This window comes from Stenotrophomonas sp. STEN240 (assembly GCF_056756175.1).
This window is the reverse complement of sequence record NZ_JBRRBO010000001.1, coordinates 21,789-47,239: the sequence shown is the minus strand read 5'-3', so window position 1 is coordinate 47,239 and position 25,451 is coordinate 21,789. Positions and strand designations below refer to the sequence as shown.

22 protein-coding genes and 5 tRNA genes are annotated in these 25,451 nt (G+C 62.2%); 9 read left to right on the top strand and 18 right to left on the bottom strand.

Annotation, left to right across the window (positions count from 1 at the left end; translation table 11 throughout):
• Nucleotides 1-86: 86 nt before the first annotated feature.
• The 3 genes from ACVOKO_RS00250 to ACVOKO_RS00240 form a co-directional block, all read right to left on the bottom strand.
• Nucleotides 87-1,391: an NAD(P)/FAD-dependent oxidoreductase gene (locus tag ACVOKO_RS00250; RefSeq protein ID WP_346496136.1), complete on the bottom strand. Its 1,305-nt coding sequence runs from the start codon at nucleotides 1,389-1,391 to the stop codon at nucleotides 87-89.
• A 453-nt stretch (nucleotides 1,392-1,844) separates the two neighbouring features.
• Entirely contained in the window at nucleotides 1,845-2,753 is a 909-nt protein-coding gene (locus ACVOKO_RS00245; protein WP_346496134.1) for an AraC family transcriptional regulator, read from the bottom strand.
• A 382-nt stretch (nucleotides 2,754-3,135) separates the two neighbouring features.
• Nucleotides 3,136-3,435, bottom strand: coding sequence for a hypothetical protein (locus tag ACVOKO_RS00240; RefSeq protein WP_346496132.1), 300 nt, complete (start codon nucleotides 3,433-3,435; stop codon nucleotides 3,136-3,138).
• 496 nt (nucleotides 3,436-3,931) lie between these two features.
• On the opposite strand from ACVOKO_RS00240, the gene ACVOKO_RS00235 reads away from it, so the two are divergent.
• A complete protein-coding gene (locus ACVOKO_RS00235; RefSeq protein WP_346496130.1) occupies nucleotides 3,932-4,606 on the top strand; it encodes a response regulator in 675 nt (224 codons plus the stop codon).
• 271 nt (nucleotides 4,607-4,877) lie between these two features.
• Nucleotides 4,878-5,054: a hypothetical protein gene (locus tag ACVOKO_RS00230; RefSeq protein WP_156455709.1), complete on the top strand. Its 177-nt coding sequence runs from the start codon at nucleotides 4,878-4,880 to the stop codon at nucleotides 5,052-5,054.
• Between the two features lie 48 nt (nucleotides 5,055-5,102).
• On the opposite strand, the gene ACVOKO_RS00225 is transcribed toward ACVOKO_RS00230, so the two are convergent.
• From ACVOKO_RS00225 to ACVOKO_RS00205, 5 genes are all read right to left on the bottom strand, one after another.
• Nucleotides 5,103-5,798: a response regulator gene (locus ACVOKO_RS00225; protein WP_346496127.1), complete on the bottom strand. Its 696-nt coding sequence runs from the start codon at nucleotides 5,796-5,798 to the stop codon at nucleotides 5,103-5,105.
• Nucleotides 5,799-6,017: 219 nt separating this feature from the next.
• On the bottom strand, nucleotides 6,018-8,591 hold the full coding sequence (locus tag ACVOKO_RS00220; RefSeq protein ID WP_346496125.1) for a fimbria/pilus outer membrane usher protein: 2,574 nt from the start codon (nucleotides 8,589-8,591) through the stop codon (nucleotides 6,018-6,020).
• Nucleotides 8,592-8,755: 164 nt separating this feature from the next.
• Nucleotides 8,756-9,559, bottom strand: coding sequence for a fimbrial biogenesis chaperone (locus tag ACVOKO_RS00215; protein ID WP_346496123.1), 804 nt, complete (start codon nucleotides 9,557-9,559; stop codon nucleotides 8,756-8,758).
• 41 nt (nucleotides 9,560-9,600) lie between these two features.
• Nucleotides 9,601-10,140 (bottom strand): fimbrial protein, encoded by a 540-nt coding sequence (locus ACVOKO_RS00210; RefSeq protein WP_346496121.1) that lies wholly within the window; start codon nucleotides 10,138-10,140, stop codon nucleotides 9,601-9,603.
• 589 nt (nucleotides 10,141-10,729) lie between these two features.
• Nucleotides 10,730-11,953 carry an EAL domain-containing response regulator gene (locus ACVOKO_RS00205; protein WP_346496119.1) on the bottom strand — a complete coding sequence of 408 codons (1,224 nt, stop codon included), beginning with the start codon at nucleotides 11,951-11,953 and terminating at the stop codon, nucleotides 10,730-10,732.
• Between the two features lie 180 nt (nucleotides 11,954-12,133).
• Between ACVOKO_RS00205 and ACVOKO_RS00200 the strand changes: the two genes are divergently transcribed.
• Nucleotides 12,134-15,175, top strand: coding sequence for an ATP-binding protein (locus ACVOKO_RS00200; protein ID WP_346496117.1), 3,042 nt, complete (start codon nucleotides 12,134-12,136; stop codon nucleotides 15,173-15,175).
• Nucleotides 15,176-15,208: 33 nt separating this feature from the next.
• On the opposite strand, the gene ACVOKO_RS00195 is transcribed toward ACVOKO_RS00200, so the two are convergent.
• Nucleotides 15,209-16,210, bottom strand: coding sequence for a fimbrial protein (locus ACVOKO_RS00195; protein ID WP_346496115.1), 1,002 nt, complete (start codon nucleotides 16,208-16,210; stop codon nucleotides 15,209-15,211).
• Between the two features lie 439 nt (nucleotides 16,211-16,649).
• Nucleotides 16,650-17,114, bottom strand: a complete 465-nt coding sequence (locus ACVOKO_RS00190) for a hypothetical protein (RefSeq protein WP_346496113.1) — start codon at nucleotides 17,112-17,114, stop codon at nucleotides 16,650-16,652.
• A gap of 160 nt (nucleotides 17,115-17,274) precedes the next feature.
• Between ACVOKO_RS00190 and ACVOKO_RS00185 the strand changes: the two genes are divergently transcribed.
• From ACVOKO_RS00185 to ACVOKO_RS00170, 4 genes are all read left to right on the top strand, one after another.
• A tRNA-Ala gene (locus ACVOKO_RS00185) sits at nucleotides 17,275-17,350 on the top strand.
• 51 nt (nucleotides 17,351-17,401) lie between these two features.
• Nucleotides 17,402-17,477 (top strand) — tRNA-Glu (locus ACVOKO_RS00180).
• A 134-nt stretch (nucleotides 17,478-17,611) separates the two neighbouring features.
• Nucleotides 17,612-17,687 (top strand) — tRNA-Ala (locus ACVOKO_RS00175).
• Nucleotides 17,688-17,738: 51 nt separating this feature from the next.
• Nucleotides 17,739-17,814: transfer RNA gene (locus ACVOKO_RS00170), tRNA-Glu, on the top strand.
• A gap of 108 nt (nucleotides 17,815-17,922) precedes the next feature.
• Here ACVOKO_RS00170 and ACVOKO_RS00165 read toward each other — a convergent pair.
• Nucleotides 17,923-18,267 carry a hypothetical protein gene (locus ACVOKO_RS00165; protein WP_346496111.1) on the bottom strand — a complete coding sequence of 115 codons (345 nt, stop codon included), beginning with the start codon at nucleotides 18,265-18,267 and terminating at the stop codon, nucleotides 17,923-17,925.
• Between ACVOKO_RS00165 and ACVOKO_RS00160 the strand changes: the two genes are divergently transcribed.
• Nucleotides 18,260-18,532: a hypothetical protein gene (locus tag ACVOKO_RS00160; RefSeq protein WP_346496109.1), complete on the top strand. Its 273-nt coding sequence runs from the start codon at nucleotides 18,260-18,262 to the stop codon at nucleotides 18,530-18,532. The genes ACVOKO_RS00165 and ACVOKO_RS00160 overlap by 8 nt on opposite strands.
• 281 nt (nucleotides 18,533-18,813) lie before the next feature.
• Here ACVOKO_RS00160 and ACVOKO_RS00155 read toward each other — a convergent pair.
• A tRNA-Leu gene (locus ACVOKO_RS00155) sits at nucleotides 18,814-18,900 on the bottom strand.
• A 122-nt stretch (nucleotides 18,901-19,022) separates the two neighbouring features.
• Between ACVOKO_RS00155 and ACVOKO_RS00150 the strand changes: the two genes are divergently transcribed.
• The gene (locus tag ACVOKO_RS00150) at nucleotides 19,023-19,391 is read left to right on the top strand and encodes a response regulator (protein WP_346496107.1); all 369 of its coding nucleotides are present in this window, start codon (nucleotides 19,023-19,025) and stop codon (nucleotides 19,389-19,391) included.
• 117 nt (nucleotides 19,392-19,508) lie between these two features.
• Here ACVOKO_RS00150 and ACVOKO_RS00145 read toward each other — a convergent pair whose 3' ends face one another.
• From ACVOKO_RS00145 to phaE, 6 genes are all read right to left on the bottom strand, one after another.
• Nucleotides 19,509-21,884 (bottom strand): Tex family protein, encoded by a 2,376-nt coding sequence (locus ACVOKO_RS00145; protein ID WP_346496443.1) that lies wholly within the window; start codon nucleotides 21,882-21,884, stop codon nucleotides 19,509-19,511.
• A gap of 113 nt (nucleotides 21,885-21,997) precedes the next feature.
• Entirely contained in the window at nucleotides 21,998-22,213 is a 216-nt protein-coding gene (locus ACVOKO_RS00140) for a hypothetical protein (RefSeq protein ID WP_062166038.1), read from the bottom strand.
• Nucleotides 22,214-22,345: 132 nt separating this feature from the next.
• Entirely contained in the window at nucleotides 22,346-22,780 is a 435-nt protein-coding gene (locus tag ACVOKO_RS00135) for a hypothetical protein (protein WP_346496105.1), read from the bottom strand.
• A 55-nt stretch (nucleotides 22,781-22,835) separates the two neighbouring features.
• Nucleotides 22,836-23,210, bottom strand: a complete 375-nt coding sequence (locus tag ACVOKO_RS00130; RefSeq protein ID WP_346496103.1) for a YfeK family protein — start codon at nucleotides 23,208-23,210, stop codon at nucleotides 22,836-22,838.
• Nucleotides 23,207-24,274, bottom strand: coding sequence for a class III poly(R)-hydroxyalkanoic acid synthase subunit PhaC (locus ACVOKO_RS00125; RefSeq protein ID WP_346496101.1), 1,068 nt, complete (start codon nucleotides 24,272-24,274; stop codon nucleotides 23,207-23,209). The genes ACVOKO_RS00130 and ACVOKO_RS00125 overlap by 4 nt, the downstream gene beginning before the upstream one ends.
• Nucleotides 24,271-25,440, bottom strand: coding sequence for a class III poly(R)-hydroxyalkanoic acid synthase subunit PhaE (gene phaE / locus ACVOKO_RS00120; RefSeq protein WP_346496099.1), 1,170 nt, complete (start codon nucleotides 25,438-25,440; stop codon nucleotides 24,271-24,273). The genes ACVOKO_RS00125 and phaE overlap by 4 nt, the downstream gene beginning before the upstream one ends.
• Between the last annotated feature and the right edge of the window lie 11 nt (nucleotides 25,441-25,451).

The following is a 25,451-nucleotide window of genomic DNA, read 5'->3' as shown; positions in this document are numbered from 1 at the left end:
ACAGCGAGCGTGTATCGACTGACGCTGCTCGCAACCAACCCGCAATCAAGCGGTAAACACTGCTGCAGGTGCAGCGGCAGATCGGATCAATCCAGCCGGATCGGTGCCCGCAACCGCGCGTTCAAGCGGTCCACCAGCCACAGCAGGCCGCCGCGCCAGAAGCCGTGGATTCTGGCCTGATGGCTGCGGTACAACATGATGTGACTGAACTGCGCAAGCCGGCCGCGTATGGTGCCGCCCTTGAATATGCCGAATTTCCCCAGTGAACCAAAAGCGTCATAGTCGGCCAGGGACACCAATGCACCGAAGTCCCGATAGGTGAAATCTGTCACTTTTTCGCCGTTCAACTGCCTGCGCAGGTTGCGCACCAGATATTGCGCCTGCTGATGCGCCACCTGTGCGGTGGGCGGCAATGGTCGCTCAGCGTCTGGCAAGGTCAGTGCAGCGCAATCCCCTACCGCGTAGATGGCCGGGTCCTTGGTGGTTTGCAGCGTCGGCAGCACCAGCAGCTGGTTGTTGTGGTTGGTTTCCAGCCCGTCCATCTCGGCCAGGAAATTTGGCGCCTTCACCCCCGCCGCCCACACCCGCAATGCGGCCGGCAGCACACCGCTATCCAGCACCAGGCCCTCGGCATTGGCTGCCTTTACCTGCGTACCCAGCATCACCTTGACGCCCAGGCTCTGCAGCCTTGCGCTGGTTGCAACTGAGATGTCCTGCGGAAATGCAGCAAGCAGCCGCGGACCCGCCTCGATCAGATGGATGCTGATCCTGGCAGCCAGGCCCTTCGCGCCGTAGCCTTCGGCCACATCCACCAGCTGCACCAGTTCCGCCGCCAACTCAACGCCGGTGGCGCCGCCGCCGACTATGGCAATGGACAGCGGCTTGCCGTGCGCAAACGACTGCAGCACGCGGATCCGCAGCTCGCGGTTGAAGGCATCGGCCTGTACGCGCGAGTCGATCTTGAAGCAATGACTGGCCACGCCGGGGGTGCGGAAATCGTTGGCCTGGCTGCCGACAGCAATGACCAAGGCATCGTAGGCCGCGCGCCGTGCAGGCACCAGCACGCGCCCGTCAGCACTGCGCACCTCGGCCAGCAACACCTCGCGACGGCTGCGATCCACACCCCACAGCTCACCGGGTTGGTAGCTGAATCCAGCTTCCCGCGCCTGTGCCAGAAAAGTTGTCTGCTGCTGCGAAATATCCCGGGTGCCCGCCGCGATGGTGTGCAACATGGGCTTCCAGACATGGGCGACATCGCTGTCGATAAGCGTTACGGACGCTGCGCCTGGCCAATCACGACCGCGCCGCGCGAGCGAGGTTGCAATCTCGATCCCGGCAACACCGCCTCCAACCACCACAATACGTTGTTGTGTCTGCATCGCATCACTCATAGGAAATTCGCCTCCCTGCCCAGACGGAACACCTTCACTGCGCTTTCAAAGCATCAGTGTTCGAAGTAGGTAATCACCAAGCGGCAATGAAGCCGTCCCTCAACGCCTCGAAGCCTTGGTCCATCTGCCACAGTGCAATCGGCTTGGGCGTCAAGTACTGCAGCGGATCGGCCGAGCAGCACCATCCGTGCGTAGAACCGAATGTCCCCGCATTGAACAACCTCCACCTGCAACCACGTTGGTTTACAGAGGCAAGCCGACCTGCCGGAGCGGCAGCAGACAGCAACGCATCTGCCCCGATAGATGCAGGAACAGCTTGCCTGTTCACGGCAGACAAAACACCGGACCACGGCTGGAAGACTAGGGCTGTTGCTGCGATTTCCGGTAGATGGATACCGGCAGATCCTTGCCTGATTCTGTCAGGGGCAACGGCGGTGGCAGGTGCGCGGCCGATCAGTCCGTCATCGGGCCGCGCCTTGGCTGCAGCACGCTTTGGCGAAGTTCCAGCGCATCGCGCGACGGCGCGACGCCAAACATCCGCTTGTACTCGCGACTGAACTGGGATGGGCTTTCGTAACCCACTGCAAAGGCGATGCCTGCAGCACTCTGCTGGCGAGCGGTCAGTTGCCGCCGCGCCTCCTGCAACCGCAGCCGCTTTTGATATTGCAGGGGGCTCATCCCGGTCACCGCCTGGAAGTGCCGGTGCAGGGAGGACAGGCTCATGCCTACCGCCTTGGCCAGCACTTCAATCCGCAGCGGCTGGGCGTAGTGGCGCCGGATGTGGCTGATGGCATTGCTGATCTTGGACAGGCGGCTGTCCGACAAGGCGAGCTGGCGCAGCATTGCGCCCGGCTCGCCCAGCAACAGCCGGTAGAGAATCTCCCGCTCGATCATCGGCGCGAGCATGCCGATGTCCACGGGCTGACTCAGCAGGCGGACCAGGCGTGTCAGCGGATCCAGCAGGTCCGTTCCCAGCACGCCAAGCGCCATGCCGGCCGAAGGCGGGAGATCAAGCAGCTGTTCGCCCATGTCCAACAGTACAGAGGCAAGCATGACCGGCTCCAGGCTCAGCGCAAGTGCCAGGAATGGCTGTTGCGTGCTGGCCTCGCACACCTCGCCGGTCAAGGGCAGATCCACCGAGGTCAGCGCATAGCGCTCGGCCGACAACTCGAAGGGCTCATCCCCCAGCTGCATGCGCACGCGGCCCTGCGCCACCACCAGCAACCAGGCCTCATACACAGATTCCGACCCGCCACTGACACTGTCAGCACGGGCCAACGCCATCCGCGGAACAGCGGTCTGGTTGAAACCGGCAACACTGTGCCGCGCAATGGCGTGCTGCAGGTCAATCAACGAGGTCATGCGCGGAGCTTAGACAGCGCCGGCAGAAATGAAATGACCGTAGTGCACATTCGCCGTGGCCAGAGTTCGCTTGTCGCGGATTGATGGCACCGACGTTGCCAAATGCATGCGCTGGACCCGTAACCGATCCCTACAGCGGCCGCTGGCCAACTATGCAAGGGGCGGCAGCGCCCCTTGCACGGGCGGTATGGCGGGACGAACTCCACCGTGCTCAACGCATCATTTGCCGTCTGCGCAGGCGCGTGGCATCGACAACCGACACCCCCAACTGCCCTGCCCCTACTCGCGGTCGGCTGCCAGCTCGCACCTCGGCCCAGCGTTCCAGCAAACGGGCGGACATCACCGGTTGCATCCGCAGCGCATCTACTGGCGCCGCTTCCACTCATTTCAACGCCGACTTTCCTTTGCTGTGATGGCGGCGCACCAGTTCTTCCAGGTAGATGTCCAGCGCGGCCCGAGCGTCTTCCGAGGTTTCCTTGTGCTTCAATGCCCAGCTCAAGCGGTCCATCAACACCGGATCGCGACAGTCATCCAGGCTGCTCTCGTCCCATTGCCGCGCTTTACGGTAGCGCTTGGCCCGCTCGGCCTGCGACAAGGGCGTAGCGTAAAGACGTGGCCTGCCCCTGCGCTTTGGCTCCGCGGCATCCTGTTTTTCGCTGTCGCCCTGATCGGCCATCGTCATTTCCTCACCCGTTGACCGCCAATAATAAAGTGATACATCACTTTACGCTTGCCGATCCGGTGATTGACCTTGAAGGTATGCCGATCTTCCATGATAACCCAGCCATAACGCGTGTAACTTCCAGCACTGCATCGCCTTTCCTCGTCTGGCTTGCCGGCATCGCCGCCCCAGCGGAGGAGCCCTCGCCTACACCTCCGGCGTTGCAGAAACCGTTGGCAGCGGCCCACAGGACGTGGCCTGCAGCACCCTTGTGGCAGCTGAAAAAGGGGCCGCAAGGGGCGCGCATCGGTTCCGTGGATGAAATCACGGGATCGGACCCGTCCTAGAAACGTGGCGCACTGAATAAGACGCCAAGTGCTTACTTTGCTGGCAGTACACAAATAAAGTAATGGAAAGCGCGTACCCACCTTTCGTTTTACCTCCTGCCCCGCACGCTGCAGCGTCAAAGCCTCCTCTCTACTGGCCTCTCCCGTTCAACAACTGAAGCCGATCCGCCATGAAGCCACTCACCCTCCGTGTCGTTCTCGCGGACGATCATTCCGCCGTGCGTGCCGGCCTTCAGTACGTCCTTACCTCAAGCGGCACGGTGTCGGTAATGGGCTCTGCACGCAACTCAACCGAGTTGATGGATGTGCTTGCGCGCAACCCCTGTGACGTGCTGATCTCTGATTACTCTATGCCCGGCGGGCGCTACGGCGATGGCATCGCGCTTTTCAAGTTGGTCAAGAAGCGCTACCCCGCCATTAAGATAGTGGTGCTGACGATGCTGGAGAACCCCGGCATCGTGCATTCACTGCTGAGCCTTGGCATCTCCTGCATCCTGAGCAAATCCGACTCGCTCAATCACCTGTTGCCGGCCGTGCACGGCGCATACGCCAACGGGCGCTACCTTTCCCCCACCATCACCGACATTGCCGGCGCGGTGACCTCGGGCAGCTCCGGGGTGCAGATGCTGACAACCCGCGAACTGGAAGTCATCCGCTTCTTTGTCTCGGGCTTGACCGTCAACGAAATCGCCGAACGCCTGAGCCGCAGCAAGAAGACCATCAGCACCCAGAAAGGTGCGGCGATGTTGAAACTGGGGCTCAAACGCGATGTGGACCTGTTGCGCTACGGCATCGAATCAGGCCTGGCCGACGCCGAGATGGGGCCAAGCGCCGCCCGGGCATGACGGCCCGGGAACGACAGAAACCCGGGCAAGGTTGTTTCCCAACCCCGGTGCGACAACTTTTCCGCCACTGGATTGCAGCAAACCAATAAAAACGCAGAATCAATTCCGAAATGGAGTGCGCCAATAGGGACAGGAAAAGTCCGCCTGATTGGGACGGGTCCTATGGCCGCACCTGTGCGCTTGACACACCATGAGCAAATTCCTTGTGCGGCGCCATCCTGGCGCTCGCATGCGTGCTTTGCTTATGAGCTGCGGCCGAGAACACACAGTGATGGACAAGAAAACCGCAGACGTCAGGCGACTGCTGATAGATTTCGCACGTCTCTCCACCATCCAGAAGAACCAGTTTCTGGAAACCCTCAACCTGTTCATGTATGCCTCGCCGCAACGGCGGCGCAAAATCATGATGCAGTGGGAGTCGGGCAAGCTGGGGCTGGATATCGACTGACAGGACCCAGCGCGGAACCGCGGGCTGGACGGCAGGGATTGCCGTCGCTCAGGTTCCGCCTGGCTCCGATGCCGCCGGCGCACCGCCTGATGAGGTAACCAGGCCGTTCTCCATGGCATAGCGCAGCAGATCCACATCCTTCTCGATGGACAGTTTTTCCATCGCATTGGCTTTCTGCGTGCTGATGGTCTTCTTGCTGCGGTGCAGGCGCTCGGCGATTTCGTTGACGGTCAGGCCCGAGGCATACAGACGCACCACCTCGGACTCTCGGATACTCAGTACCCCCGCCGGGTTGCGGCTGCGCCGGTTGAGCTCGATGCTCTGCACCACTTTCTCGATCGTGGGCGAATAATACTTGCCCCCACCATGCGCGGCGTGCACGGCAGGCACCAGATGGGTCAAGGCATCCGACTTGCTGACGATGCACATGACGCCCTGGGTCAGCAGGGTGTGCAACACCGCCGGGTTGTCCAGCATCGTCAGCACCACCAGCTTCACCTGCGGGTGCCGTCTGGCAATCATTCCAAAAAGGGCGATGCCATCGCCAAAATCGCCCGCCGGCATTGCATAGTCCGAGACCACCACGTCACAGGCGACACCATTGAGCAGCGCCATCAACTCGGTGGAATCGGCAGCGGTGCCGACCAGTTCAATCGTGTCTACAGATGACAGCTCGTATTTGACCCCTGCAATCATGCCCGGGTGATCGTCAGCCAAAATCACCTTGATCTTGAAACCACTCATGGTGACGCTCTCCCTGGAGTGCAACGGCAACTGGCCAATCCCAGCCGAGGAAGCCCCCTATTGCATGCAGATTACTTCAGGACAGAATCCATGTCACATCGGTGTTCGAGATAGCGGTTTGTAGGCCAAGACGGCCATTGCAAGCCCACTTGCGCGGCCTGCCACGCCCTCTGCCCGTCGCACGACCTGTCATTTGGCCGCTGCATCATGCCGTTGCGCTCATTGCGCCGTGCCGCCGGTGCAGGTAGTGGCCACCTGCGCCAGCGCACCAGCCTGCGGGCGCGGCGGCAACGCATAGTCAACCCGGCAGATCGGGTTTCCACCTTCATCCTGTATCACGCTCAGGCTGCCGCTTTCCTGCAGGCCGCGCGCGAATACCCTGCCCGCCTGGCCCACCACCCCTACTTCGGCGCCACTGTCGTCCACCACCGCAGCGCCGAACGGCAGGTTGCCGCCGCCGGGTAGTGCCAGTTGCAGCAGTGCCGAGCGGCCGAATGCGGTGTCGAACTTCAGCAACGTGGCGAGCCCGGCGCGCGGCACCACGTGCTGGCTGCTGGTCTTCAATTCGACGTCGGTGGACAGGCCCTTGGGGTCGATCTCGATCCGGTTCACCCGGTAAGGGGACAAGTAGGGAATCGCTGCATAGCCGCGACGGTCTATCTGCACCCCCGCCGCATTCAGTACCCGCGCGCCCTGCGCATCCGGCACGTGCACCAGACCGAAGGTCTCGGAAACCGGCTGCGAGAAGGTAATGCCACCGGCATGGGCGATGATTGCCCCGCGCGCGCTCAGCGATGCCTGCGTGCCCTGCCCGCCAACGCTGGCGCTGCCCGAAAGCACCGCGGCGCGGCCCTGGTAACCCAGGTTCACGCTGGCGGAACGTTCTGCTGACTGGTCGCCACCCCATGCCGCGCGGGCCGAGATACCGTAGGAAAGCGCGTGATCAGCCCCAATTGCCCCGGTCAAGGTGCTCTGGAACTGGCTGCGTCCGTCCTGCAGCTGCGCCACGTTTGCGGTTGCCGTCACTGGCTGCACCTTGCCCAGCGAGAACGTGGCGTTGGCGTAATAGTGCGTGGCCGGACGGTTCTCGCCCGACTGTTGGCGACGCGCCGACAAGCTGTAGCCAACGCCGCGATAGCTGGCGCTGTAACCCAGCGTATAGCTCAGGTCCGAACCGCGGCGGTTCCAATAGTCGGCCAGTGACGCGGTCGCATTCAGGCGACCACCGCGCGCGCCGACCTTCTGCCCGACTGTAAGCGCGGCACGGTTGCGCTGGCGCTGGATGGAATCGAAATCCCCGTCCGCAGGCAGTTCGAGCGCGGCAAGTGCCTCGTTCAACGCAAGGAACCCGGACGTGGAGTAGCGGTGCGCGGCCAAGGTGATGTTGGTGCCGGTTGCCGGCAGCAAGCGGGCGTAGCTGAGCCGATAGCTGGCGCCGCTGAAGCTGCCGCGTCCGGGCAGACGGGTGCCGGCATGGGTGACATCCGCGCCGATGGCGCCCACCGGTGTATTCAGTGCCACGCCCGCCATGGCGGAACGATAGTCCTGGGCCAGCGTGGTGCCGACATAACCGGTGACCAGACTGGAGATTCCGCGCTGCCAGGTTGCCTGCGCGAATGCCGGATCACCTTCGAACGCAGCGCTGCGCACGGTACCGGCCACAACGCTGTAGCGCGAAACCCCGGCGCGCAGCGACTGCGGCACCGACGCGAACGGTACCGAGAACTGCTGCGTGCTGCCATCGGCTTCCTGCACGCTGACCTCCAGATCACCGCCGTAACCGGTGGCGTACAGATCATCGATCTGGAACTCACCCGGCGCGACGGTGGATTCGTGGATGACGATACCGTTCTGGCGGATGGTGACACGTGCATTGCTATAGGCCACGCCGCTTACCACCGGCGCATAGCCGCGCAGCGATTCCGGCAGCATGCGGTCGTCGCTCTCCAGGCGGATGCCACGGAAGCCGGTGCTGTCGAACAGCTCGCCGCTGGTGTAGTCCTCGCCGATGGTCAGCTGCGCGCCCAGCGCGGCGATATCGCGCTTTGCATACGTGGCAATTGCCTGATACTGCCGCTGGCCTGTGTCGCCGATCCTTGCACTTGCGTCATGGCGCAAGCGCCAGCTGCCCATGTTGATACCCATGCCGAGACCAACGTAGCCCTGCGAGGTACGCCCAAAGCCGTTGTCGGCGGTGTAGCCATCGAGTGCGTAGTTGACGAACCCAGTGGATACGCCAGCGTCCCAGCTATCAGGGCTTACATAGCCACGCGGCACGCGCAGCAATGCCACCTGGGGAATGGACAGGTCCAGACGCTGCGCCGGGAAGTCGAAGACATCCAGCGCGCCGTCCACAACGGCATCAATACCGATACAGGCATTGTCGGCAGCCATCGCGGCCAGAACCTCGGCGGAGACACGGCTGAGATCGGTGTGGGTGCGCTGAAGCAGATCGGATGTGATGCATGCCTGCACACGCCCGCTCTCACCTGCGCTGCGGAAGCTGACATCGGCGCGACCGACGCGTTGGTCGTTGACGTGCAGGTCGACCCGGTAATCGCCGGGAGGCGCCGAATCACCGCGTTCGAAGCGTGATATGTCAGCATTGCTTCCTGCGCTGCCGATCAGAAAAGCGCTGTCGAATTCAACCTGCGCTGGGCCACCGCCAGCGGATGCGACCTCGGCGGCCGCAGAGACGCAACCTGCCGACAGGATCACTCCCATCAACAGCACCAGCGGGCGCTGGTAGAACATGCGTGGGCGACGGGCCGACTTGGACGGCACAATTTTCATGCTGCTGTGCCTCCTGGGAATGGCACTGGCACGCTCCACGCACTCAGTGCGCAGTTCGCCAGCGGATAAGGTAGGTACCGCAAAATGTTGCTGTCGCTCGGAGCCGGGCGCTGCCGGCAAACCGGCATATACGCGAACGAACTTGCCCGGACTTGCTTCGCAGGCTAGTTGCCTGACCCGGTGAGCGTGCTGGTGCCGGCTACACCGCTGCCCCAGTCGTTGATCGCGCTGTAGTTCACGACCGCTGAAGCTGACTTGTCGCCGTTGAAATCTGCCAGGCGGAAGCGAGTGCTGGCACCCGGCAGGACATGGCCGGCACCTGCATCGTGTTTCTGACCACCAGCGCTGAAAGACACGCTGCCGAAATTGACGATGTAGGGCGTGGGATTGCTGGCAACCAATGCATGGCCTTGCCCGGCCTCGTCCCGGACCAGCGACCACAGCACACGCGCGGGCGCCTGCTCAGGCGAGCCTTCCAGACCCGCAGGGCGGTACATCAGCTTGATCCGGGTGCGCAACGCGAGCTGCAGGCGGTTCTCTGCCTCGTCACCGGCTTTCGGCGGCACTTCCAGAACGTTCAACCAATACAGACGCTCAACTTTCGACGACGGCAATGGCCCGGTCTTCATCAAGCGCAAGGTCTGCCCTTTGCCCGGATCGAGACGGAACATCGCAGGGGTCAGCACAAACGGTACATCCACATCTTCCGGCGCCATGCCGGCGTCGCCATCGTCGAGCCAGGCTTGAACCAAGGCGGGCGTGGCGCCGTCATTGCTCAAGCTGATGCTTACTTCATTCTGCTTCTCGGGAAAAATAACCCGCGTGGTTCCAATCACAACCCCGGCATTCGCGCCGGCGCTAACTCCAAGCATTGCAAGTGCCAGTGCAGTCAAGCTGATACGAAGAGATTTCTTCATCGTCCCACCCATTCGAAAGAGTTGTTGATCACCATCGGTGCGGGGCACCATCCGCCGGCAGCGCTCATTTACCCGCTGCCGGCGGCTGAGACTTACTCGTAGCTCATCGTGTACTGGACATGGCTGTTGACTGCACCTGCAGTGGCGCCGCCCAGCGACTGGTACTCGACGAAGTAATTGAGCATGACAACGCCCGGACCGATCTCGACCCACTGGGAGTTCTGCGAAGCCGCTTCGGCACCGGCAAAAATCTTCTCCTGCTTGTCGTTGAGCAGGCTCAGCTCGACGTTCTCGGCGCCGGCACCGCCAATGATCAGATTGCCGGTTTGCGGATTGACGGTCTCGCCCGCTTCAAAGAACGTGGAGACTCGACCCGAAGTCGGATTGCACTCGGTGAGCTCGATGTTGAAACCGGTACGACCCGCGGTAGCACCCGCATCTGCCAAGGTGGTGGTACTCACCGGCGGCAGCGCCACCATGAAACTGCTCGCGCTGCCACCGCCGTTGATCTTGCAGGTGCTGGCGCTGATGTTCCCCGTGAAATGGATGGAGCCGTCCGAGGCATGCGCGCGGCCGCCAAAAGCGAGAGCGGTTGCGGCGACAGCGATGGCGGCTAGAGAGAGGTTCTTCATCGTTACTTTTCCTATGTCTGTGTGTGAATTTACTGACGCGAAAAGAAGTAGAAATCTGATTGCTTTTGTTCGCCCTTCCCGCACGACAATCCTAGGTGCAAGGCCTCGGACAGGTAATCGGACCAATCCTAAAATTTGAGACAGCCTAGTCACCGAGTCAGCCCAGCTCCAGCAGAAGCCCTCTGGCCGTTCTTTTTCAGCTGATTGCAGCCTTCCCCACCGTTCTTCGGCAGCGCTGTCGATAGCGAAGATTCAGCTTTCTGGCAGCGGTTCGTCCCGTGTCGCATGCCTGCCTGGGCGAGCACAAACACCAGCCGACCCATGCGCGTCGGATCTCATGGCATCCGTTGTTGCCAACGCTCTGCGGCTGGCGGAAACGCTGGTTGACGGAAGCACTAGTTTGAACACCTTCGGATCAGTGCAATGCTCGAGCTGCGAGCACTTTTGGACGCCCATAACAAACAGCCCCCGACCATATGGCCGGAGGCTGCGAAAACAATAATCACGAGGAGATCAGCTGGCGCGCACCGCCCGATTGCCAATGCCGCAAGCGCACGCTGAGCTCACGGCATAAGGATCGGCACTACGTTCAGCGCTGCTCGGCAATGTAACGTGCGTAGTCAGCCTTCGGCATCGCCTGCCCGTGCAGGTAACCCTGGGTGGTGTGGCAACCGAGGCTGCGTACCATGTCCAGATCGCGGTAGGTCTCCACGCCTTCAACCACCACCGTCGCCACCATCTGCCGCGCCATTGCAATGGTGCTGGCCAGCAGGCAGCGCGCATGGGCGTGCTCGCGTGCCTCCACCAGCATGCTGCGGTTGATCTTCAATTCATTGAACGGCACCTGCAGCAGCCGGTCCAGTGAGGAATCGCCACTGCCAAAATCATCGATTGCGCAATTGAAACCACGCAGGCGCAGCTGGGTGACCGCACCGGCCAGCGCCGGATTGCAGAGCTCACCGCCGTCTTCGGTGATTTCTATCACCACCCTGCCCGGGTCCACGCCTGCATGGTAGGCATGATCAGCTATGCTCTGCGCCCAATGCACGCCGGCCGCCACCCGGGCCGGCACATTGACGGCAGTCAGCAGCGATGAACCTGGACCTTCGGCAGCAATGCCGTCGAACGCGCAGGACAGCATGTAGTCGGTGAACGGCTCAAGCAGGCCAGCGCGTTCAAACGCCGGCAGGAATTGTGCAGGTGCCAACACCGAGCCATCGGGACGGTGCCAGCGCGCCAGCACCTCGGCGCCGCGCAGCAGCCCGGTAATGGCACAGTGCTGGGGCTGGAAATAAGCTTGGATCTGCTGCTCCAGCAAGGCACCGCGCAGCTCGTCGCTGGAGAACACCGGCTGCAATGACATCGCCGCTGCGCTGCGGGCGTCGGCCACGGTCTCGGTCGAAACGGCGACGATGCTTTTGATCTGCTCCGGCTTCAGGGGCTTGCGCAATGCAGCCACTACGTTCAGGCCGCGATGCGCCGCATAGGCGGACGCAGCATTCAAGATGCGGCTGGGTTGGCTGCTCACCACCGCCAGACGGGCCGATTTGCAGCGTTCGGCCAACAGGTCGATCACCTGCAGGCCAGTGAGGTCGACGATATCCAGATCAAGGATGACCAGATCCCAGCTGCGCTCCCGCAGCGCCGCGACGGCGCGGTCACCATCCAGGGCAGAAACGACTTCAGACACCCCTGATTGACGCAGCACTTTGGCCATCGGAAGATGCTGCAGTTCGTTACCGTCGACCACCAGCGCATTGTTGATCATCCGGGTATCCGGTTGGGGCGATGCAAATTTGGCAATAGCGTTCATGGGGGATGTCTCCACGCCAGGAGCGGCGGTATCTGGGAAGGATGTGTTTTCGATGGGGCCATTGTTCCAGCGCAATGCTCACCGCTACATCAGCCAAGTCCGAATATTCATCCGGCACGCTTCGGACAAGGCCGTGACACAAGGTTTTTCAGTGCAGCAACCGGCAGCAGCCACTACTGAGTGAAATCTCAAATGGTCTCCGATACGGGTACCGCCACAGGCGAAGCAGGGTCCCAATCATCCGGTCGCGCGAATGCACTCAAACTGCTGAGCCGCCATCAGCGTGGCCTGCTCTATGGCGGCGGCATCATCACGACTCTCATCCTGGCCGCCGTCACTGTCGTGGTCATCCATTCGCAGGTTCGCGACTACATCGCCGAACGCCACACCGACCAGACCAGCCGCCGCATCGCCCTGCAGTCCACGCTTGCCGTCCGCGAGGGCGCGTTGCGGATCACCACCGCGCAGGAGGAATACGCCTGGGAGTCGCGGCAGAACCCTGATCCGGATCTGCTGCGCAGGTTCGCGGACAACAACGGCCGCATGACCCTGCAGCGCTCGGCAAATTCGCCGCATGTGCTTGTAGTCGCCGATCTGGAAGGCGATCAAACCGCCAGCTATGGCCCGTATCTCAAGCTTGCCGACGAAGTCAGCCACCAGGCAGGCACCTTCGCCCGCGCGCTGAGCGCATCCATCTACTTCCACAACCCGGAGCAGACCTTCCTCGGCGCCGGCCCTCTGCCGGACGCCAACCTGCCCGCCGCACTGGCGCGGGAAGCCAATTCGGCGCTGATCCAACGCCTGGTGCCTGAGCAGGACGTGACCTTCAAGGCCAGCCGCCCCGCTCCAGCGCAGTCGGCTGGGCCAGCCTGGCTGCCGGTGTCGGTGGATCCACTCAGTGGCAAGCCCTCGCTGCATCTGCGCCAGGTCGCCAGCAGCGACGCCGGCCCGTTCGCGGTATTCATCGCCTCCTACCCGCTGGAACTGGTCACCCCGCTGCTCGACGCCTCGCAGGTAGACGAGTTCTGGATAATCGCCAATGCCGATGGCGAATTGTTTCTTGGCAACAGCCAACCCGGTGCCGCAGAGCTGACGCGTCTGCCCATCGCGCGTTGGGCTGGTGCAGCGCCGCCGGGCAACAAAGGCCGGTTCGAAAACAAGGATGGGCGCTTCGTCGCCACCGAGATGATTTCAAGCGCCAATGCGGGTTGGCAACTGATCCACACCTTCTCCTGGCGGACGATCCTCGCTGCGCTATGGCCCACCCTGCTGGCCTACGTTGCGGCGATGCTGCTCGCTATCACCATTGTGTGGGCCGCGCTTCTGCTGATCGACAGAAAGGTATTCCGCCCCGGCTATGTGCGTTCAGAGCGGATCGTGGAAAGCGAGAACCTGAACCGGACCATGGTGGAAGCAGCGCCGTCCGGCCAGGCCCTGCTCTCCCTGGCCAGCGGCGAGGTGTTGCTGAAGAACGCGGTGATGACCGGCTATGCGCAGCAGCTGCCGACTGTTGCGGTACCGTTGCACCAGCAGTTTCTGGACGCGTTCCATCGCCACGGTGCTGGCACGGTCGCCTCGCCCGGCATTGAACTTGCGGTCCAGACCGAAGACGGCAATGAGTGTGCGCTGCTGGTAAGCATCGTCCCAACCAAGTACCACGGGGAGGATGTGCTGCTATGCAATTTCACCGACATCACCCTGCGCAAGAAGGTGGAGCAGGAACTGCAGAATGCCCGCGCCGCTTCGGAAGCCGCCAACCAGGCCAAGTCGACTTTCCTGGCAATCATGAGCCACGAGATCCGCACGCCGATGAATGCCATCCTCGGCAACCTGGAGCTGCTGGAACGGACCTCATTGGACGCCCCGCAGCGCAGCCGACTGCACGCTGTCACTTCGTCTTCCGCTGCCTTGCTGAACATCATCAACGACATTCTGGACTTCTCCAAAGTGGAGTCCGGGCAGATGACGGTCGAGTCGATACCCATCGACCTGAGGCAAATCGCGCAGCAATCGATTGCGATGTTCACGCCGATGGCGCACGCCAAAGGGCTGGCCGTCGATCTGATCGTTGATGATGCGCTGCACCCGCATTACCTGGGCGACCCCACCCGCCTGCGCCAGATCATGTTCAACCTGATCAGCAACGCCATCAAGTTCACCGAAACCGGCGACGTACTGGTCGAACTCTATCTGCAGGATGACGGCAATCCCGATTCCGCCCTTGTGCTCGGGGTGAGCGACACCGGCATCGGCATGACGGCGGAGCAGCGCGAATCCCTGTTCAGTACCTTTTCCCAGGCCGATTCAACCATCGCCCGGCGCTACGGTGGCACCGGCCTCGGGCTTGCGCTGTGCAAGCGGCTGGCCGAACTGATGGGCGGCACCATCCAGGTCAGGAGCGAACCCGGCAAGGGCAGCACGTTCATGGTGAACCTGCCGCTGCAACCCGCCAGCGGGGAGATGCTGGCAGATGTCGCGCCAGCGGCCGTCGTTGTTCAGACGGGTGCCGCGCTGCATGTGCTCGTGGTCGACGACCACCCCGCCAACCGGAAACTGCTGCAGATGCAGCTGGAGACCCTGGGCTGCAGCGCCGACACCTTCGAAGACTGCGGCGCGGCAATTGCCGCCTTCACCCAACAGCATTACGACCTGATCCTCACCGATCTCAACATGCCCGGCATGGACGGCTACACCTTCGCCAGCTGCCTGCGTAACCGCAAGGTAGCCACGCCGATCATTGCGGTCACCGCGCATGTTTCCGACCGTGACCGGCAGCGCAGCCAGGAAGCCGGCATCAACCGCATCCTCATCAAACCGGTATTGCTGGAAACCCTGCAGAACGCCTTGTCGCAGATTTCGGACAGCGCTCCGTCAGCCGACAGCGGGCGCGGGCGCGTCGATATCAGTCGCGGCCCGCTTCCCGACGAGGTACATGCGCCATTGCTCGCCTCACTGGACGAGTCGCTCGTTGCCATCAGGCACGCACTGCAGCCAGCGCTGGGCGCATCACCGACAATGACCCGCGAACATCGTGCCGACATCATCGGCAAGCATCTTCACTCACTGCGCGGCGCCTTTGCGTTCATCCACGAAGCAGACATCGCCGGCAGATGCGCGGCAATGGAAGCACTGCTGGAACAACAGCGTCTGAGCGAGCTGGAAGTGGCACTCACCGAATTCGATGCCCTGGCCCACGCCGCCTTGGCGCGCAGGCAGCAATGACCTGCCGTTGTCAGCAGAAGCGGATCACCATGCTCACGGGTAGCTGAGTGTGAAGGTCGCCCGTCCATTCGCAGTGCCCGGTTCAATGACTGCCGCCGTCTGCAGGTAACGTGCCGTCAACGGAATGCGGAACAAACCATTGCCAGCATGCCCGGCAGACCATTGATTGATTGCGCCCACCGCAGAAGAGTCCGGCCCGAATTTCAGCACCTGGTCATCCTTGAGCACCTGGATCGCTACACCCTTGGCACTGGACGCCGCGCTCAGCGCCATCCGGTCGCTGCGGTTGAGGGGATTGCCCGCATCGGTGATCGTTGCCGCAACCTGCAGCAAGCCCGCCGCATGGCCGCCACCGCACATCAGATCGATGGAGAACGGCCTTGCGGGCGAGGAACTACCCACACCATCGAATGCACTGACCTGAACATTGCCCAGAAACGCGTCTACGGCCGGTGTCGCCACCTTGCAGGTTGGTTTTTGCGGCGAAATGGTCACCGCGCTCCTTAAACGTACCGACCACCACTTGAATCCATCCGCTGCAGGAACCGAGGCTTTAAGCACCTCGCCCTGCAGCGTGCCGGAACCGGTGATGTCGCCGATCTTGATGATCTCCAGGCTCAGGTAGCTCAGGTTGGGAGGCCAGATATCTCGTCCGTAAAGATACGTGCGCGGATAAAACTGACCCGTTCCGTACCCTATACGTAGGCCTATTCCGGCAATGCCGGTCGTGTGGATGTTCTGGCCAACGTCAACACCGGTAGTTACCTCCCATATCGTCAAGGTACCCTCCGGGGCCACGTTCTCGCAGGTAATGGAGGTGGGCTGTTGCAGCTCGAACCATCCGGATCGCTTTGCCAGAACGGTTCCGTCGGGCACATCCGGATCGATGGTTACAGTGGAAAGGCCGCCAACGTAGGTCAAGGCAGGTTCGCCCGTATCCGACTTGCAGGTGATCGCGGCCCAGGCACTGGATGGCAGTGCCGTCGTCGCCAGCAAAGCGGCGAGCAGAACGGGAAACCAACCTCGGACATTCATATCGAATCTGCTCCTTTCGGGGGTTATTCGGTTGCTGCCGGTGCCTCACGTGGCCCAACAGGCGCAACAAAGAGGGCTCTCCGCTCGACAATGACTGCGCGGACCTGCGCGTGACCAACAAGGCAGGTGTGAACACCACGCAGCACATCACTAGCTGGCGCTGCTCGCCCGACACCTGCCCGCAAAGGCTGCGGATTCGTCCATGACCACGCAACAAAGCGTAGGCGGCGGCCGGATTGACCGACATAAGACAAGTCCCAAACCGAGTTGATAACGCTGCGACCCGTCCGAGCGCCGGCGTGAATTCACGACAGCACTGGCCACGCGTTCCTCCGTAAAAACCGCCACGCAAGGGCTGACAGCGCCATCGCAGCGATGGTGCTCATCGAGCATCCCCGACGCATCGCCACCACTGGCGCATGCAGCGCTGCCAGACCGCCTAGCGACAGGCCTGCTGGACCCGATTGTCCCAGCCGCTGGACATGGCGAAGTCACGCTTCAACCCGGCTTTGGCGTAGGCCTTGTCGCGCGCCACCCGCGTACGCTCACAGACGTCCTGGGGCCGCGGTGCCACCGCTTGCCGTCGCAGGTTGCGCGTAGCGGCCCCGTTTCTGCCCCGCGGCCCCTGCCGCAACTGCTCACGCAGCACTTCAAGACGCGCCAGCGCTGCCGCGTCCACCGCTTCGGGCGTCGCGCGCCATCGCTTCAATTCCCTGCCGATGCAGGGTTCGGACTGGTAGACGACTGCGCCGCCCGTCGCGCACTTGTAGACCGCAGGCCCAGCCGGCGCGGCCACGGCTGCAATCAGCAGCAGACAGGAAAGCGTGTGCACACCGGATGCCTTGTTCAGCCCTCTCAGCACCCAAGCTGACAGGATCGCGGCATCACCGCAGCCAGCGATCACGAAGTTGCTTTGTCAGGCTTCGCCTTTTCATCGGCAACCCGCAGAACCGGCTTCATCAGTCCAGTCTCATTGCATGAAGAAATTTCTTCACAAACTGCTTGCGGGAAAAAAGAAGGCCCGTTATGATTTCGTTCTCGGCAGCAACGCAACAACGCTTCACGGGGCCATAGCTCAGCTGGGAGAGCGCCTGCATGGCATGCAGGAGGTCAGCGGTTCGATCCCGCTTGGCTCCACCAAATCCGGACATTAGGCCGTCTGGATTGTCGACAATTTGATGAGTATAACGCGTCCCCATCGTCTAGAGGCCTAGGACATCACCCTTTCACGGTGGCGACCGGGGTTCGAATCCCCGTGGGGACGCCATTCATCAGGTACAAACGGACCCAGCCGTATCGGGTCTTTTTTTATCGGAGCAATCTTCCCAAAAGATTGCACGGAAGAAGAAAAAGCTTCCAATTCGATAAAAAGCCGCTATAATGGCGGGCTAGCAACAACGCGGGGCCATAGCTCAGCTGGGAGAGCGCCTGCATGGCATGCAGGAGGTCAGCGGTTCGATCCCGCTTGGCTCCACCAATTCAGGCATTAGGCCGTCTGAATATACAATTTGAGTTTTAAAGATTACGCGTCCCCATCGTCTAGAGGCCTAGGACATCACCCTTTCACGGTGGCGACCGGGGTTCGAATCCCCGTGGGGACGCCAACTTTAGAAAGCTCCGAGCAATCGGAGCTTTTTTTTGTCTGTTGTTTGAAGCAGCAATGCCCTGCCCGCTCAACCCGTACCAGGCGATTCGTTATTCGATCCGGTCCTTCAGCGGCGCTGCATCCAATCAAGCCGTTTCGAGCACCTGACCGCCAACACCAACGTGCGGAATGGCCCGCATACGCGAATCATCCATGGCATTGCCGACCACATCTGCTGCCCACCACGAGTCGCCGTTTTACGCTGGATGAGTTCGACTGACCGATTGTCCTGGGCGCGCATCCAGGCATCTCCATGCCGGCCGCAGCCAACCTCAGCAACACAGGGCGAACGGATAAGCCCAGCAGGCAGCAGCGCACACAACTGCCCAACCATCATCGACAGCACACCTGCTGCGCCAACATACTTCCCCCAGCTGCCATCCAGCAGCCACACGGGGAATTCGATGAACAAGAAAGCACTCGCCATCTTGCTGGCTGGAGCGCTGTTGTCTTTTGGCGGCACGACAATGCACGCCCGTCATCTGTTTGCCGAACGCCCGCAAGCACCCGATCCGTCCAGCGGCAAGTCAATCGAGTTCAAGGTCAAAGGATCCGACCGGATTGTTTTCATCACGCGGCGCGACAGGATTCAGCACTGGTCGATCCTGGGCTTGGGCGCAGCGTTGTTCCTGCTGGGCGCCAAAGGCGGTGCGCTGCAACGCAGCCAGGATGCATAGCTGGGAACGCGGTCCATTGGCCATCACCTGGTGCGCACCGCACGTCCTGCGAGAACAGTGAGCTCAAAGGCTGGAGGGCAGTCGAGTGCCCGGTGACAACTTCTCGGTTGAAGAAGTCGCTCTCATCGGTGTGGCATATGGATGCATTGCCGGGAAAGCCCCTGCCGAGCATGGCTCGGCACTACACGCTGCGCGATTGGGCTCCTGGATCCATGCACGCGGGCCGCACCGGCAGGCCAAATTCCAGACAAAGAAAAAGGCACCTAAGTGCCTGTTTTCTCTGGTGCCGAAGGGGGGACTCGAACCCCCACGCTTTTAAGGGCGGCGGATTTTGAATCCGCTGCGTCTACCGATTCCGCCACTTCGGCTGGCAGGAGCGGAATTATAGCGGAGCTTTCATCACTTGGGCATACCTTGGCTGAAAATATTTGTGTAATACCTGTTTCGGCGAGTGGCTATACTTCATCCGGGTTTGATACAGGGGCAAACGATGGGCTCACTCGAAGGTACGAGGGTGCTGGTCGTGGAGAACGACGAGTTGAACGCCATGCTGCTGCAGATGCAGCTGGAGATCGAAGGCATGCAGGTGGACGGCGTCGCCGCCTCGGTCAGTGCTGCGCTGAAGATGATCGATGAGCTGCAGCCACAAGTGGTGTTTCTGGACTATTGGCTGGCAAGCAATGAAAACAGCAGCGCGGTTGCCGAATGCCTGAGGCAACGCGGCACGCCTTTCCTTGTTGCGACCGGGATGGATATCAATCAACTACCCGACGTATTCGACGCCGGGGTAAAGCTGTCCAAGCCCTATACCAGCAGCGACCTCAGCCAGGCACTGCAGCGCGCTCTTGCTCCGGCTTGAGTTTGTGGGAGCGGCATAAGCCGCGAAGCAGACAATGCTGAAACATCGGGCACCATGTGGCCCGATGACGTATCTGCTTCGCGGCTTACGCCGCCCCTACACCCACACTGCTCTGACTCAGCTACCGCGCTTGGCCCGTGCAAACGCATCGGCCAATGCGCTATTGGCCGGTGCCGCAGCTGCGGCCGGTCGGCCGCCACCATTGCCTGCATTGCGCTGGCCGCGCTGATCCCTGTCGCGCCCCGCGCCAGCAGCACGCCCCTGCCCTGCAGCCCGCTCGTCACGCTCGGCTTTTTTCGCCGGCGCAGGCGCATCTTCCAGACGCCGGGTCAGGGCAATGCGCTTGCGCGGCACGTCCACCTCCAGCACTTTGACCTTGACGATATCGCCGGCCTTGACCACATCGCGCGGGTCTTTGACGAAGGTATCCGCCAACGCGGAAATATGGATCAGACCATCCTGGTGCACGCCGATATCAACAAAGGCGCCGAACGCGGCGACGTTGCTGACCACGCCTTCCAGGATCATGCCTTCGCGTAGATCCTTGATGTCCTCGATGCCCTCGGCAAAGCGCGCCGCCTTGAACTCGGGGCGCGGATCGCGGCCGGGCTTTTCCATTTCCTTGAGGATGTCGCGCACGGTCGGCACACCGAACTTGTCGTCGGTGAACTGCTCGGCTTTCAAACCGCGCAGGTAGCTGCCGTCGCCCAGCAATGCCTTGATAGGCCGCGCCGCGGCGGCGACGATGCGCTCAACCACCGGATAGGCTTCCGGGTGCACGGCTGAGGCGTCCAGCGGCTCATCACCATCGGCGATGCGCAGGAAGCCGGCGCATTGCTCGAAGGTCTTCTCTCCCAGCCGCGACACCTTGAGCAGATCCTTGCGGCGCTTGAACGGGCCGTTCTCGTCGCGGTGGCGAACGATGTTCTCGGCCACCGTGGACGACAGACCGGACACACGGGTCAACAAGGCGGCCGATGCGGTGTTGACGAATACACCCACCGCGTTCACGCAGTCCTCCACGCGCGCGTCCAACGCCTTGGCCAGCCGGAACTGATCCACGTCGTGCTGGTACTGGCCCACGCCAATGGCCTTGGGCTCGATCTTGACCAGCTCGGCCAGCGGATCCTGCAGCCGGCGCGCGATGGAAACCGCGCCGCGCAGCGATACGTCCAGGCCCGGAAATTCCTTGGCCGCGAACTCCGAAGCCGAGTACACCGAGGCACCGGCCTCACTGACTACAACCTTCTGCAGCTTGGGATTGGCACAGGCAGCAATAGCCTCGCCCGCCAGCTTGTCGGTTTCGCGGCTGGCAGTGCCGTTGCCGATCGCGATCAGTTCAACGTTGTGCTTGATGCACAGCTGTTTGATCGTCTGCAGCGACTGCTCCCACTGCCGGCGCGGTTCATGCGGATACACCGTATCGGTGGCCAGCAGTTTACCGGTGGCATCGACCACGGCGATCTTGCAGCCCGTGCGGATGCCCGGATCCAGGCCCAGCACCGCCTTCGGTCCAGCGGGCGCGGCCAGCATCAGATCCTTGAGGTTGTCGCCGAATACCGTGATCGCCTCGGCCTCGGCTTTCTCGCGGGCCTGGTTGAACAGGTCCAGCAACAAATGCATATGCAGCTTTGCGCGCCAGGTCAGACGGCAGGCATCCAGCAGCCAGCGGTCGGCCGGCCGTTCCTTGCTGGCGATGCCGGCGCTGCGTGCCACCCGGCCTTCTGCGTATTGATGACCGGCTTCGGCATCACTGCCCGGGTCCAGCTCAAGAAACAGGAACTCCTCGCGGCGCGCGCGGAACAAGGCCAGCAAGCGGTGCGAGGGAATCTTTGCAAGCGACTCGGCATGGTCGAAGTAGTCGCGGTACTTGGCACCTTCTGCTTCCTTGCCCTCGGCAACACGGGCACGGATGATGCCGTTGTCGGCCAGCCAGCTGCGCAGTTCGCCAACCAGCGCAGCGTCCTCGCCCCAGCGCTCCATCAGGATTGCGCGCGCGCCTTCCAGTGCAGCCTTGGTATCAGCGACGCCCTTTTCGGCATCAACGAAGCCGGCCGCGTAGACCTGCGGGTCCAGCATCGGATCGTTGAGCAGGCCATCGGCCAACGGCTCCAATCCTGCCTCGCGCGCAATCTGCGCACGCGTGCGGCGCTTGGGCTTGTAAGGCAGGTAAAGATCTTCCAGCCGCGATTTGGTATCGGCAGCCATGATCTCGCCACGCAGCACGTCATTGAGCTTGCCCTGCTCTTCAATGCTGGCCAGCACCGTGCTGCGGCGGTCTTCCAGCTCGCGCAGGTAGCTGAGCCGGGTTTCAAGATTACGCAACTGGGTATCGTCCAGACCGCCGGTTACTTCCTTGCGGTAGCGGGCAATGAACGGGACGCTGGCGCCTTCATCCAGTAATGCGATGGCGGCCTTGGCCTGGGCGGACTGTGCGCCGATCTCGTCGGCGATTGTCTGCGCGATCTGCTGCGCGAGCTTGATGTCTTGCATTGCCGGTGCGGTAGCCACGTTGACGGGAGCTGCCATTCTGGCAATGCGCGGGGCTGGGGGAAAGCCGTTGACAGCACGCGCCGGACCTGTCGCCGACGCGTGCGCCTGAATACTCAGGCCAAGTGCTGATTCAGCCGCTGGCTGGCGATGTCCTCACGCAGGTCTTCCAGCACCATGACGCGCATCGGCACTCTGCCGCTCACGCTCATCATCCGTTCGACGTAAATTTCCGGGCCATGCTCGGTATCTGCGCGGGTTTTGCTGAAGCCGTAGGGCAACACACCCTTATCGCCATCCTTGCTGCCACCGATATAAAGAACAATTGCCATGGTGGTTCGTACTCCTGTTGGATCTGTTTGGATCTGTAACAGGGGTAACGATACGCGGGGACACGTTACAGAGTTGTACACAAAAGGTTGGCGTTTGATGTCAGCGTTCAGCACAGCGCCATCACAGGTTTTTCAGCTGCGCGTAGGCCACCAGCCACGGCCCAGCATCGCGTAGCGGTCCGCCGCGCGCTCGAACGGATTACGCACGCTCACACCACCGCACAACAGGTACACCGGCAGGAACAAGGGCCCCAGTACCAGGTACTGGAAGACATGCGCACGTTCGTGGTCACCCAACCGCACGCGCGGATGTTGGCAGCGGCCAGCGCGGTGTTCGTAGGTCAGGCACAGGCCGTCCAGATCGTCGCCGGTGTGCAGGATCACCATGCCGAAGGTGATCGCCCCGCCCGGCCCCCAAGGCCAGCGCCGGAATACCAATGCGCACTCGCTGCTGCTCCACCGCGCGCGCGCGCCAGCAACGCATCCCAGCCCGCCGGCGATCAAACCGATCAGGGTATTGGGCGAGGTCCATAGACCGCCCAGAATGCGCAGCCACAGCGGCGGCATTGAAAGCTGCATCCGCTTCAGGCCGGCGAGACAACTTTGGCGGGCACAGCCTGCATCAGCCGGCCGGCGCGCGCAGGCGCCGCAGCTGCTGCAGGAACCAGGCCGAGGCGTCCTGCTCGGGCACGCCCGCACAGGAAACCCGATAGGCCTTGCCGCTCATGCTGCTGCGGCTGGCGGCACGGTCAATGAACTGCTCGCTGTTGTCGACCATGTCGCGCTTGAGCAGATAGTCGTACTTGCGTTGCAGGTGCCCACGCGCGGCCGCACCTTCATACCAGGTGCCATTGCGCTGGAAGCGGCAGCCCGAGCTTTCCAGGGCCTGCATCAAGCCATTGATCTCGCGCTGGGTGGCGGCACTGGGTGCAGCGCTGGCCGGGGCGGCAATGGCAGCCAGTGCAACTGCGAGCAAAAGATTGCAGAGTTTTCTCATGTGCGTTCGCTCAACCAGTCATTGATGGCGCCCGGCACTTCGCGCTGGGCGCGCCCGGAAACATAAATACCGATATGGCCGCCTCGGAAACCCAGCTCGGTGTAATCCGCGCTGCCCACCTGCGCCTGCATCGCCCGCGAAGCAGCCGGCGGCACCAGGTGATCCTGTTCGGCATAGATGTTCAGGATGGGCATCTGCAGTTGCGCCAGATCCACCGGCTCCTCACCAATGCGGATGCTGCCGTGCATCAGCCCATTGCCTTGATAGAACTGCTTGACGAACTGGCGGAACGCCTCGCCGGCAAGATCGGGTGAATCGAAGATCCACTTCTCCATGCGCAGGAAGTCTTCCAGCGCCTGCTTGTCGTCGAGGATGTCCATCAAGCCGACGTACTTCTGCACGTTCAAGCGGAACGGCTTGAGCATCAGGTAGCTGGCATTCATCAGGTCGGCCGGGATATTACCCAGCGTATCGACGAACAGGTCCACATCCACATGCCGTGCCCAGTGCGAGAGCATGTTGTCGGCGGTATGGAAGTCCACCGGCGTCACCATGGTGATCAGGTTCTGCACCTTGTGCTGGCGCAGGGCGGCATAGCAAAGGGCGAACACGCCGCCCTGGCAGATGCCGAGCAGGTTGACCGGCGCACCATCGCGCTGCGCGCGCAGGTGATCAACAGCACCATCGATGTAGCGCAGCAGATAGTCCTCCAAGGTCAGGAAGCGCTCGGAGCGATCCGGGTATCCCCAGTCCAGCACGTAAACGTCCTGGCCCAACGCCAGCAACTTCTGCACCAGCGAGCGGCCGTCCTGCAGGTCAACCATGTAAGGACGATTGACCAACGCGTAGACGATCAACAAAGGCGGCTTGCTGGTGTCGGCCTGGTCATTGACGAAGCGATAAAGCTTGACCTTGCCATCGCTCCACACCTCCTGGCGCTCGGTGAAGCCGTAATCCACGTCTTCCACGCCGGGCAACAGCTTCAGGCCATCAACCAGCTTGCGCTGCCACTGCAGGGTTTCCTGCAGCAGATCGTCATTGCCAAACCCGAGCGGACCCTTCATTTCGCTTTCCCGCGACGCGCCGGTGCCGGCTTGGTTGCAACGGCTGCCTTCCTGGCGACTGGCTTCCTGGCTGCGGCCTTGCTCGCTGCAGCTTTGGGCGGCACGTTCTTCGCAGCCTTCTTGGCGACTGCCTTCAACGGCTTGCCTGGAGCTGGTTTCACTGGCTTCGCAGCCGCCTTGCGGGGAGCGCCCGCCGCAGCTGCTGCGGCCGACTTTGCAGCTGTAGCCTTTGTTGCTTTTTCCGCTTTGCCCGTCGCTGCCGGCTGTGCGGTAGCGCTGACCGGCTGGGTTGCCGCGATCAAGCGCCGAACCTGCCGTTCCAGTTCGGCAATACGACGATGCGCGGCATCCATTTCAGTTCGCGTCGGAACGCCCATGGCGTCGCAGGCACGCTCCAGCTCGCTTTGCGAGGCCGCGCGCAAACGCATCTGCGCGTTGGCCAGCTCGCCATAGATACGCTGGAAATCCTCGGACAGCGCCACCTTGGCATAGGCCTCTTCGGCCGCATCGATCCACAGATCGAACATCGCCCGCGCACTGGTCAGCTGGCTGCCCGGTACTTCGTGCTCGCCCAGCTTGGCTTCGAAACGCTTGAATGCATCTTCCAGAACCTCGCGGATCGTATCCACATAGGCTTCTGCACGGGCTTGGTATTCCTGCTGGGTTTTCAGCAGTGCCTGCCAACGCGCCTGATGCTCGCGGGCCGGCCCGAAGGCAGGCGCGTTCAACCAATCGGCGCCACCAAAGCCACTCTGCGCAGCTTTGGCGAACTCACGCAGCCAGGGCTGATCGTTCAGGGCATTACCGCCGCGTGCGGCACCCAACATCCACTGCAGCAGATCCTCACCCTGCCCTGCCTGCACTGCTTCCCGCCAAGCCCCGGCCACTTCCGCCGCCGAGGTGTCACGGCCGGCAAAGCGCGCGGCAACCTGCTGCATCATGCCCAGCCAATCGCCGGCCTGGTGCTGGAAACGCGCCCCCAGTGCCTGTACTTCGGGGGGAGTGTCGGTGCTTACCAGGCGGGTCCACTGCGCGATGCTCTCGCGCCAGGGGAAGTCCGCGCCTGCTGCCGCAGCCGGGCCTTGCATGGACTGTGACCACGCATCCCAATAGCCGCGCATGCTGGCTTCAAAATCCGCATTGTCGTTGTTGCCTGGCGCCGCCATCGTCTACTCCC

Bases quoted from the DNA above. Each gene is read 5' to 3' on its own strand.
- ACVOKO_RS00125 (WP_346496101.1), bottom strand. From the start codon at position 24,274: ATGAAGGGTCCGCTCGGGTTTGGCAATGACGATCTGCTGCAGGAAACC.
- ACVOKO_RS00220 (WP_346496125.1), bottom strand. From the start codon at position 8,591: ATGAAAATTGTGCCGTCCAAGTCGGCCCGTCGCCCACGCATGTTCTAC.
- ACVOKO_RS00130 (WP_346496103.1), bottom strand. From the start codon at position 23,210: ATGAGAAAACTCTGCAATCTTTTGCTCGCAGTTGCACTGGCTGCCATT.
- ACVOKO_RS00235 (WP_346496130.1), top strand. From the start codon at position 3,932: ATGAAGCCACTCACCCTCCGTGTCGTTCTCGCGGACGATCATTCCGCC.
- ACVOKO_RS00210 (WP_346496121.1), bottom strand. From the start codon at position 10,140: ATGAAGAACCTCTCTCTAGCCGCCATCGCTGTCGCCGCAACCGCTCTC.
- ACVOKO_RS00140 (WP_062166038.1), bottom strand. From the start codon at position 22,213: ATGGCAATTGTTCTTTATATCGGTGGCAGCAAGGATGGCGATAAGGGT.
- ACVOKO_RS00150 (WP_346496107.1), top strand. From the start codon at position 19,023: ATGGGCTCACTCGAAGGTACGAGGGTGCTGGTCGTGGAGAACGACGAG.
- phaE (WP_346496099.1), bottom strand. From the start codon at position 25,440: ATGGCGGCGCCAGGCAACAACGACAATGCGGATTTTGAAGCCAGCATG.
- ACVOKO_RS00240 (WP_346496132.1), bottom strand. From the start codon at position 3,435: ATGACGATGGCCGATCAGGGCGACAGCGAAAAACAGGATGCCGCGGAG.
- ACVOKO_RS00205 (WP_346496119.1), bottom strand. From the start codon at position 11,953: ATGAACGCTATTGCCAAATTTGCATCGCCCCAACCGGATACCCGGATG.
- ACVOKO_RS00245 (WP_346496134.1), bottom strand. From the start codon at position 2,753: ATGACCTCGTTGATTGACCTGCAGCACGCCATTGCGCGGCACAGTGTT.
- ACVOKO_RS00195 (WP_346496115.1), bottom strand. From the start codon at position 16,210: ATGAATGTCCGAGGTTGGTTTCCCGTTCTGCTCGCCGCTTTGCTGGCG.
- ACVOKO_RS00135 (WP_346496105.1), bottom strand. From the start codon at position 22,780: ATGCCGCCGCTGTGGCTGCGCATTCTGGGCGGTCTATGGACCTCGCCC.
- ACVOKO_RS00250 (WP_346496136.1), bottom strand. From the start codon at position 1,391: ATGAGTGATGCGATGCAGACACAACAACGTATTGTGGTGGTTGGAGGC.
- ACVOKO_RS00225 (WP_346496127.1), bottom strand. From the start codon at position 5,798: ATGAGTGGTTTCAAGATCAAGGTGATTTTGGCTGACGATCACCCGGGC.
- ACVOKO_RS00160 (WP_346496109.1), top strand. From the start codon at position 18,260: ATGAACAAGAAAGCACTCGCCATCTTGCTGGCTGGAGCGCTGTTGTCT.
- ACVOKO_RS00230 (WP_156455709.1), top strand. From the start codon at position 4,878: ATGGACAAGAAAACCGCAGACGTCAGGCGACTGCTGATAGATTTCGCA.
- ACVOKO_RS00145 (WP_346496443.1), bottom strand. From the start codon at position 21,884: ATGCAAGACATCAAGCTCGCGCAGCAGATCGCGCAGACAATCGCCGAC.
- ACVOKO_RS00215 (WP_346496123.1), bottom strand. From the start codon at position 9,559: ATGGTGCCCCGCACCGATGGTGATCAACAACTCTTTCGAATGGGTGGG.